Origin of the sequence: Rhizobium aouanii (genome assembly GCF_037002925.1) — a bacterium.
GTDB lineage: Bacteria > Pseudomonadota > Alphaproteobacteria > Rhizobiales > Rhizobiaceae > Rhizobium > Rhizobium aouanii.
Genome location: NZ_JBAMYD010000044.1, coordinates 1 through 2,819 on the forward strand (window position 1 = coordinate 1; position 2,819 = coordinate 2,819).

Genomic DNA, 2,819 nt, shown 5'->3' on the forward strand with positions numbered 1-2,819 from the left:
AGCCGGCAAAGCCGTCGGCCTTGGAGGCGGGCAATACTATCTCTATGATGATGATCTGATGGCGACGGTGACGAACAACTTCGCTAGGTTTGGTTATCCCGTCGAGTCCAACAACGTCCAACTGATAAAGGGTAAGGTGCAAGACACGCTTACAGTCGCCGAGCCGGTCGCTTTGGCCAATATCGATGTTGATTGGTACGAGCCTGTCAGCGCCTGTCTAGAGCGGGTTATGCCTCATCTCATCGTCGGCGGCGCTGTCGCACTTCGCGCCTATTCGGACTGGTCTGGGTGCCGAAAGGCGGCAGACGATTATTTCTCTCGCGCAGGACGGGAGGGATTGGACTTTGACCTCTCGGCTGGACACATGCTTGTGACCCGAACGCACTGACCCTTCTCCGTCCAAGAAGACATTTTTGGTGTCCAAGAGGGCGTGCGCCGGTTTGTCACCTGGTAGTGCCGCAAGACGGGCAACTAAGTCGCCCATACGCGACCTTCTGCTTGAGGGCGCTTCGTCCGACAGGACCGGGCCGGTTGGCGCCAGCTATTTCGACAGCTTGCGTGACCGCGCATTGGAAAGCCTCAAGATGACATGCGTCCGTAGTGGGCGTGCCTCAAAAAGAACCCCGCCCAGAGGCGGGCCAGTTTGGCAAGCCGCGTTGATCACAGATCAAGGTGGGGAAGACAACGTGGGAGTGGCACACCGGCTACCGAAATGGGGGGCAGTTCACAGGAAGAGCGAATCAGCAGACCCCCAATTGGAGGATGAATGGCCGCGCCGATGCAATCAAACGGGCAGTGATAGCCCCCCGTTACGTAGCCGAAAAGCGGTCTAAGTCGGGCCAACTGGCCGTTGAGGGAAACCTACAAAGGATCTATAAAGCTTCTCGATAGGTCCTTGCAGAACGCTGGTTTCGTACTGTCATCGGAAGACTCTGAAATTACAGGCTTCCGAAACGCGGCCACGCCCAGCGAATAAATAATCACTACGCACAATGTGGGATAACGGTCAGGGGGACCCATGCAAGGCAGTGTCAAGAGTGGTGCGCAAAAGATACCCACTTCGTCGAACGAGAAACACACCTATTATGTTCTCCTTAGAGGGAGCGCCACTGTTGGAAATACGCTGACCGCAAATGTTTTCAATGAATACGGCCAAAGTCCTGAGAAGGAGGCGGCTTACGGTTGGCAGCAAAAAGTTGACGGGGCATGGACGAATATTGCCGGAGAGACGAGTGCTCGCATCAAAATACCGTCGGGTCTTCTTGGCAGCCAAATCCGAGCTCTAGCAGTCGTATCCACGACCGAAGGCCTCAACAGCTTCACCAGTAAGGGCATCAGAGTGGACTCTCAAAACTCAATTGTAATCGAAAATCTAAATGCCGGCACAACTGACTGGAAGATTACAAATTTGGCGACGAACCACGAGATCGAGGCTTATGCGGATGCGACAAGTATAAATGCAGGAGACTCCTTGAACCTAAAGGTTTCTTTGTCTTCCACTGGACAATATAATCTTGAGGTCTATCGCCTTGGCTACTACGGCGGTGCAGGCGGTCGACTTATAGCCAGCGCGCTCGGTCTAGACGGATTAACTCAATCAAGCCCCACCATGACCAATCCTGGCACGCGTTTGATCGAATGTCTATGGGACGTATCGTATGAACTGAAAACATCTGCAGCTTGGACAAGCGGACTTTATGTTATCAAGTTAACTGATTGCAGAAGCGGCAAACAGTCGCTTGTCCCGTTTGTTCTGCGCAAAGACAACCACCCTAGCGACATAGGCTTTCAGGATGCAGTAACGACTGCTCAAGCGTATAACATATTCGGCGGCTTCAGTGTATATGATGCTAATAGCACGAGTAACACAAGAGCATATCAGGTAAGCTTTGATCGCCCCTATGATGCCACCCATCTCGGATTCAGCAATACTGATGGCTTCAATTGTAATAATATGCTCACTTGGGAGTACAACATGGTCCGCTGGTTGGAGTCGCAGGGTTACGACATATCCTATTACACCAATGTGGACGTTCACAGTAACCCTTTACAAATACTTTCGCACAGAATATTTCTTTCGGTAGGTCATGATGAGTATTGGTCGATGGAACAGCGTGATCGAGTTGAGTCGGCACGCGATAATGGTATTCATCTCGCCTTTTACTCTGCTAATACTGCTTATTGGCAGGTTCGGTTCGACTGCTCAAGCCGGGGGCAGTCGAACCGCGTTGTTACCATATACAAGGATTCATCGGGTATTGGCGCCGGCCTATCTCTCGATCCGGTGGCTCAGCTGGATCCTCCTGCGTCAACTTCACTGTTTCGCTCTAAGGAGGTCAATAGACCGGAGAATGCACTGATGGGGGTGGGCTATGTATCCGATCAAGGTAGCATCTATGAGGGGTTTGATTTCATCGTTTCTAATGCTGCTGACCCTATCTACGCGCACACAGGTTTAAGAAACGGCGATAGGCTGAAGGGACTGGTCGGGTACGAATGGGATTCGGTTCTAGACAACGAAGAATCTCCCGACGGACTCGTCATTCTTTCGAAATCCTCTACACGTGCCAACGAAATTCTACCACCACTGCCAGGTGGCACACGTCCAAATATCTCCCACGCTATCCATTACAGAGCAGTGAGTGGAGCGCGAGTGTTTTCGACTGGATCAATTCAATGGGTATGGGGCTTAGACAACAGTTGGGCTTTCCAACCGCCTCAGCTCACAAGAAGTTGGCGGAGAAGAATAAAGAACTGCATAAAGGGTTTGGTGTCTCTAGTCGTTACTGTTCCGATAAGGAATATGCCATGCGTAGATA

At 51.6% G+C, this 2,819-nt stretch carries 2 protein-coding genes; both read left to right on the forward strand.

From position 1 onward, the window contains the following. Nucleotides 1–388: TylF/MycF/NovP-related O-methyltransferase (locus V8P77_RS34615; protein WP_335916751.1), on the forward strand; the 388-nt coding region annotated here is incomplete at its 5' end. Nucleotides 389–1,018: 630 nt separating this feature from the next. Next, a partial coding sequence (locus V8P77_RS34620) for a N,N-dimethylformamidase beta subunit family domain-containing protein (protein WP_335916752.1) occupies nt 1,019–2,819 on the forward strand: 1,801 nt, incomplete at its 3' end.